We start from the raw sequence: 6,758 nt of genomic DNA, 5'->3' as shown, positions 1-6,758 counted from the left end.
TGGAGATGTGCATTATATGGTAAAATATGGAGTGGTAGCTGACTCCTTTATTTAACTATGCCTTCACGAAGCCAAGATGATCTGAACTCATTTCAATTACCCGTAAATCCAATTACAAGGGTTATGAAATCCTGCGAATAAGTGAGCATTCAAGAGATATTCGTATCAAACTGAGGGAGTTGAAGAGCAGTTTTTAACTTGTGCTCAACAATCGGGCACATTTCTCTAGCAAGAAATGTGTCTATCTTCATTAGCAAGGCTAAGATGAGCATAAATAATATTATTATTTTTTACTTTCATCACTTTCGTTATATTTCAAAATATAGTAATATAATTTAGGGAATTTTTTAGGAAGGGAGAGATTTAATTTGATTACAGAAGGAAATCTAGCAAAAAAAGAGCAGCCAGAAGACATAACGCAATCTATGGTTCCTGCCTACCTAATTAAATTGAGGGGAAAAGGAAAGAGTCCTTTAAAAGTAAATACGAAAGATATTTTAACTGGATTTATAGGTGGTACTATTACTATTTTTATTTTGAGTTTATTAGCCATTTCTACATCATCTCCATGGTTAATTGCTTCATTTGGAGCAAGTTGTGTATTGGCTTTTTCTCTTTGGAACTCTCCTTTATCACAACCAAGAAATATCATTGGAGGACATTTCATTTCCACTTTAGTTGGAATAATGGTTTATCATGTATTTGGAAATGAGCCTTGGTCTCTTGCTCTGGGAGTCGGATTAGCGATTAGTTTGATGATGTTAACCAAAACCACGCATCCCCCAGCTGGAGCTGATCCGATTATTGTGATCATTGGGAGTCATACATGGGAATATTTATTTACACCAGTATTATCAGGCTCCATTGTCATTGTGTTGGTCGCACTATTGATTAACAATTTGAGAAGCGATAGAAATTATCCTGTGTTTTGGGTCTAACAAATAAGCCCTTGAATCTTTCAAGTTTAAGTGTAGAGCCAGTGTCTAAAACCTATTTAATCTCCATAAAAATCATTTCAGCAGGTACAAAGTAAAATCAGCAGGAAAATACTTCGCTTTTCTCAAAAAAGCTTGTTTGTGAAGGATTATACTTAAACTAAAGGGTGCGTTTCTACAATAAGGTGGAGACGCTTTTCTTATTGAAGTAACGGGCAGTTTAGTTGAAGAAGAAATGGTATAATTATCCTTATATAGAGGCAGTATTTTTGGGGGGAATTAGAATTTATAATTGGATTGAACTTACACAATCTGAAGAAAAAACCGTATGGAAAAAGGTGTTTAACGAATTTCAATTTAAACCAAGCGTTTCTAAGTTTCCGTCGTTTATTGTGCCAAGCCCGTTCATTACATATGATATTTCACCTTATCGAAATTGGTCAGGAGATTTAGAGGAATATGAAAAGATTTATAAAGACCTTGAAGAGAAATCATTGTCTGCTTTTCAAGAATTAACTACTGGTAATGAATACTTTTATGCTTTAGATTGGCAACATCTTTGTTATTGGGTTAATCCCTTTTTAGAGTTTCCCAAGGACGAATTTAATGAGTGGATAATACCTATTTTTCCTGATGGTGATTATTACTTCTTTATACAAAAGGAATTCAACTGGGGATTTTTAGGTCATCCCTGGGAAGACACCATTACTGTATTCGGTAAGGAACTAATCCAAGTATTTGAAAAAAATAAGCCTAGAATGTTTAATACTATTTTACGGATTGGTTAATTTTTACCTTATTGAACTAACGGGTGCAAGAGTTAAAGATGGAATCACTATGGCGACCCTATTTTAAATGGGCTGGTAATTCAATGGAACGAATTTGTGGTCCTATCAACAAAATAAAAAGGACGGTTAGTAATTAACCGTCCTTCTATGTACATATTCAATTAGGGTTTAGGTTTTTTGGATTTTGTTAGCGGATTGTTTACTTAATTATTGCGAAAGAAGAACCGGTGGATACATTGGCACCGGAATACTCAAAACTATCAGTGGTCTTACCATCAACGGTTCCGGAAACCAAGACATTATTGTAATTTTTGAAAGTACCCTTAGAAAGTTTGATGTACTGGTCGAAATCGATCTGTACATTTTTATCAGAGTATTTAGAGGTAGAATAACTCTTTGGATTGAATGCCCAGGCAAGATTGATAGACTTAGTACCGGCTGGAGTTTCATTTCCAGTGCAATTTCCTTCTTCATCGCAAGTGAAATCAACTTTATAAACATCTACTGTCGTATTAACTTTAGCCATACCTTTGTTAACGTCAAAAATCGCATTGGTGGCTGGTACTATAGCGCTGCCATAATAGTATTCGTCTTTTTCATAATCGTAGGTTTGGTAATAGAGGATGTAAGAATCCTTATCTTCAAAGTTAGTAGAAAGGTCTACAGAGGTATCGACAGTACCTTCTGAACCATAGAATGAAGCACCTTGAAAAGAGCCTTTGTTTACAGAAGAATTGCTTTGCGCCATTGCTGGCAGAGCCATAGTCAAAAGAAACACAACCGTCAGAATCAATACTTTCACTTTTCTCATTATAAACCTCCAGATATTGGAAACCTAAACCTTGTCCTAATTGTACAATATGGAAGTGAAAGTGTACTCAGTAATCGTTCGACAATTTTTACACTTTTGAGAAAATTTTTATCTATTCTAGTGACTATTCATCTTGAAAATCATAACTAATTAAACTAACGGGTGCGTTTCTACAATGTGGATTCGTTTTTTCTTATAGACTAACGGATCAGCTTAGTTACACCTATATCAATTAGAATAAATTCTTTATATCTACACAATCTTGAGTAATCTTTTATTAAGCACCGGTTGCGTTTGTTGACGAAGAATGACCATCATATTGATGGTCTATTTTTATTTCTATGCCAATAGATAATAGCGAGATATTCCATAAATGACAATTAGTCACCAATGAATCTAGCTTTAATCTGTCTTACAATTATCATGAGGTGGTTTATGTGTTTGTTTCACCAATGCTATTACAAAGGTCAGAACAGCCTTTTGATGACGATTTATATATACAGAATTAAAGCTAGATGGCATAAGACTAATACTTTCTAAGTTCGATAACAAGGTGCGGCTATATACCCGTCATAATAATGAGGTTACTGCTAAGTTTCCTGAATTACTAACAATAGATATTCCGGGCGGAACTGTATTAGATGGAGAGATTATTGTTACAGATCCAACCGGAAAACCAGACTTTGAAGCTATGATGAGCCGGTTCCAATCACGGCGACCCTCTCTTGAAAACAGTACGCTAAGTTATGTCGTCTTCGACGTTATTCAATATAAAGGTGAGTCTGTTACTAAGCTGCCATTAATAGAGAGAAAGCAGCTACTAGATGACATTATCACCCAGGATACAAATCTAGTTGCGAAGGTTCAATATATAGAAGGTCATGGTGCTGCATACTTTGATTTGGTCCAGCAGCAAGGGCTAGAGGGGATAGTCCTTAAACGTAAGGACTCCCGTTATGAGGTCGGTAAACGCAGCCAGTCGTGGCTTAAGGTGATTAATTATCAATATCATGATGTGTTGATTACTGGGCTTAGAAAAGGCGAATTTGGGCTGCTTCTGAGCTTTCTAGATGGGAGACCGGCTGGTGTTTTGGAATTTATGCCTCCAGCTGAACGGAAGAAACTTTATCGGCAGCAGCAATTTGTTTCAGAGGATGATAAATTTATATTTATCGAGCCGATCAAGTGCCGGGTTAAGTATAGGAATTTAACTAAAGCTGGTTTCCTTCGGATTCCGTCGTTTGTAAAATGGAGTTAAAAGTGGATGGGTTTTTCAAGGATGGGATCGCAATGGTTCCATTCTTTTATTATGATATACATAAGGATTGTGAAGCAATGTACTTAAACTCCCATGAAAATAAAATCTGAAAAAGGACATATAAAAATAGCCCAGAAAAACCAGTTTTTAAAAAAAGGCTGAGCCTCTTGAAAGATAATATTAGGGTGTGCTGTAAAGTGATTTAGTAACATCTTTCTACTTAACATTTGATCAGACAAAGCTGGCGCAACAACCAGAAAAAGGATTAATCTCCCATGAGTGCTACCCCTAAAGGGCGCGACAGTCGGTGGTACACCGTGGTCGTTGGAGTCAGACTAACGGATGGGCTCTAACGCACCATAGTTCATCGACCTTCCTCTCCAGCCGTAGAATCAGTATTGACGGTTTAAAAACATTTTCATTCTCTGTGGTGAAGAGCTGGTTTTAGCGATTCATGGATGGCTAACGGGTAGGTTACTTGAATAAGAGATGATATGTATTGATTTTTTTATTATAGTCATTTCAAGGGGGATAAAATGATTCAGATACTAAATGAGACAGATAGCTTGGTTATTGTAATTCACGAAATTTACGGAATTAATCAACATATGGAGAGTGTTTGCGAAAAATTGTCATCTCAGGGATTTGATGTTATTTGTCCGAACTTACTAGAACGTGAACAACCTTTTGATTATTCTGATGAGAAAGTTGCCTATCAAAATTTTATGGAGAATGTGGGGTTCACTGAAGCTGTACATAAAATAAAAGATATATTGTTAAGTATTAAAAATGAATACCAAAAGATATATATTATTGGATTTAGTGTCGGCGCAACTGTTGCTTGGTTGTGTAGTGGGGAAGATTATCTCGATGGAATAGTGGGATACTATGGTTCAAGAATTAGGAACTACAAAGAAATAGTGCCATTAAGTCCTACAATTTTATTCTTTCCACAAGAAGAACAGTCTTTTGAAGTTGATGAGTTAATTTCAAATCTAGATAAAAGAAATATCAAGATACATAAATTTAATGGAAAACACGGATTTAGTGACCCATACTCTCCTAATTTTAATGCAAAATCAGCCCAAGACGCCTTCAATGAAATACTTAACTTTATTAGGACACATTGATTGATAAATTGGGGTGTTCTTGAAATTAACGTGTGCAAGAGTTAAAGAACCAGCTGCCATTCCTGGGCAGCTTTTCTTGTTGAGCTAACGAAGCAGTTTAGTAGAACAAGGAAATAAGGATAAAGTTAAAGAATATTTGATAAATATACAAAATTAAGTTTAATTAAGGGAGGAATTCTATGCCTAAAAAATCTATTGATTTATTGCTGGATAAGACAGCTTGTAAGGATGAGCGTGAGGGTGCAGCAGCTTATTTAAGTAGCTCGATAATAGCGAAGTTAAAGATGCACTTTTTGGTGTTGCAAATGATTTAACAGAAAACGAAGATATAAGATTTACTTGTGGAGAATCCTTGGCGGATATTTGGGTAAGAACTAACCAATTTGATTTAGATTCTCTATTAAAATTACAAGATATAGCAAAAGTTAGAGCACTCGAAGTTATTATAATTGAGAGGAAACTTGGTATAAAGAATATTTAAAAAGGGGAGGGGAAGATCTTAATAATTTCTTAAATGGAGGTGAAAATGGGATATACACTTGTCCCTGTTGCGGTTTTAAAACTATAGACGAACCAAATAGCTATGAAATATGTGAGATCTCTGGATGGGAAGATGATCCTGTACAACTTGAATATCCAGCATTAAAAGGAGGAGCAAATAAGGGAAGTTTATATGAAGAGCAAGTTGAAATTCTAAAAGTGATACCAGAAACAATTACAGACTTTAATGGTATTCAAAGAGATGATGAATGGAGGGCACTTCATTCTGATGAATGTACCATTCCTTCTAAACCTCATAAAACTGGGAAGGATTATTTTAATCTTATTGGTGATGAGCAGAAGTATTACTGGAAAAAATGATGGGGCTTATTGTACTAACGGGTGCAATAGTTAAAGATGATGATCGCCGCAGCGGTCATTTTCTCTTGTTGAACTAACGTGGCAGGTTAGTGGAAGAAGGATTTTCATTTTGGGATGGAGAAGTTAATGATGATATAGGACATTGGAAGGAGTCTCAATATGAAACCAAAAGAATTATTAAACTATTACATAGAAAATTTTTTAGTCGATGAGTTACAAAAATTTGGTTTTCGATATTCAAAAAGTGTACCTAAATTTTCACGCACTAAAGGTGAATTTGACCTCACTTTTAGTTTTTCACTTAGTAAATGGAATTCGGAGGATAATTGTGAATTCTGGACAATGTGGGGTGTTACGTCAAAGGAATATGCTAAATGGTATAAAGAGGAATGGGGAATTAAGCCTGTCAATAATGCAATAGTGGGAGATGCAGAATGGAATATTCCGGGCTGGACAAGGGAACCTTTTAAACATTTTAGACTTACCAATACAGATTCTGATAAAATCGAATTTAATGAATTTATACATAATGTAATAAATATAGGAATACCCTATTATTCGAAGATTACCGATTGGAATATTGCCGCAGACTATGCTGCTGCAAGAGAGGCAACTGTTTTTTATGACAAAGCTTGTGATTTTTATCTGATTTCAGGACAAAAACAAAAAGCAAAAGATATTCTTGAACTCAAAAGAAATTGAAAGAAGAAAACACGACCAGAATATGCAACTTCCTGAAATCCAAAAGAGGTTGGCTAAGTATTTTAATTAGAGATTCGTATTCAACTAACGGGTGCATTCCTTCAATAAGGGATGCTAATTGCAGCTAAAACATTGGTGTTGCTACATAAACTTACATTGATTGAAAATAAATAATGAAAGACAAGCACCGTCCTTTCTCTACATTTTGTAATAGGGGAAGGGTGGTGTTTTATTATGGGAATTACAGCAAACGGATCTTGTAGAAAAAATTGT

Annotated in this window: 7 protein-coding genes and 1 pseudogene; 7 read left to right on the top strand and 1 reads right to left on the bottom strand. The window is 35.2% G+C overall.

Translation table 11 applies throughout. From position 1 onward, the window contains the following. Window positions 1-425: 425 nt before the first annotated feature. Window positions 426-938, top strand: a complete 513-nt coding sequence (locus ACIQAA_RS28010; protein WP_402626237.1) for an HPP family protein — start codon at window positions 426-428, stop codon at window positions 936-938. Window positions 939-1,219: 281 nt separating this feature from the next. Beyond that, window positions 1,220-1,723: a DUF2716 domain-containing protein gene (locus ACIQAA_RS28005; RefSeq protein ID WP_402626235.1), complete on the top strand. Its 504-nt coding sequence runs from the start codon at window positions 1,220-1,222 to the stop codon at window positions 1,721-1,723. A gap of 199 nt (window positions 1,724-1,922) precedes the next feature. Here ACIQAA_RS28005 and ACIQAA_RS28000 read toward each other — a convergent pair whose 3' ends face one another. Next, window positions 1,923-2,534: a hypothetical protein gene (locus tag ACIQAA_RS28000; protein WP_402626222.1), complete on the bottom strand. Its 612-nt coding sequence runs from the start codon at window positions 2,532-2,534 to the stop codon at window positions 1,923-1,925. A gap of 437 nt (window positions 2,535-2,971) precedes the next feature. Between ACIQAA_RS28000 and ACIQAA_RS27995 the strand changes: the two are divergent. The 5 genes and pseudogenes from ACIQAA_RS27995 to ACIQAA_RS27975 all read left to right on the top strand — a co-directional run bounded on the left by ACIQAA_RS27995 (window position 2,972) and on the right by ACIQAA_RS27975 (window position 6,485). Beyond that, window positions 2,972-3,792 (top strand): annotated as a pseudogene (locus tag ACIQAA_RS27995) (ATP-dependent DNA ligase). A 536-nt stretch (window positions 3,793-4,328) separates the two neighbouring features. Then, window positions 4,329-4,922, top strand: coding sequence for a dienelactone hydrolase family protein (locus tag ACIQAA_RS27990; protein WP_402626220.1), 594 nt, complete (start codon window positions 4,329-4,331; stop codon window positions 4,920-4,922). 179 nt (window positions 4,923-5,101) lie between these two features. After that, on the top strand, window positions 5,102-5,236 hold the full coding sequence (locus tag ACIQAA_RS27985) for a hypothetical protein (protein ID WP_402626219.1): 135 nt from the start codon (window positions 5,102-5,104) through the stop codon (window positions 5,234-5,236). Window positions 5,237-5,453: 217 nt separating this feature from the next. After that, window positions 5,454-5,783: a CPCC family cysteine-rich protein gene (locus ACIQAA_RS27980; protein ID WP_402626233.1), complete on the top strand. Its 330-nt coding sequence runs from the start codon at window positions 5,454-5,456 to the stop codon at window positions 5,781-5,783. Window positions 5,784-5,942: 159 nt separating this feature from the next. After that, window positions 5,943-6,485 carry a DUF4304 domain-containing protein gene (locus tag ACIQAA_RS27975; RefSeq protein ID WP_402626217.1) on the top strand — a complete coding sequence of 181 codons (543 nt, stop codon included), beginning with the start codon at window positions 5,943-5,945 and terminating at the stop codon, window positions 6,483-6,485. Window positions 6,486-6,758 lie beyond the last annotated feature (273 nt).

This window comes from Neobacillus sp. NPDC093182 (genome assembly GCF_044754045.1).
This window is presented reverse-complemented; position numbering and strand designations above follow the sequence as displayed.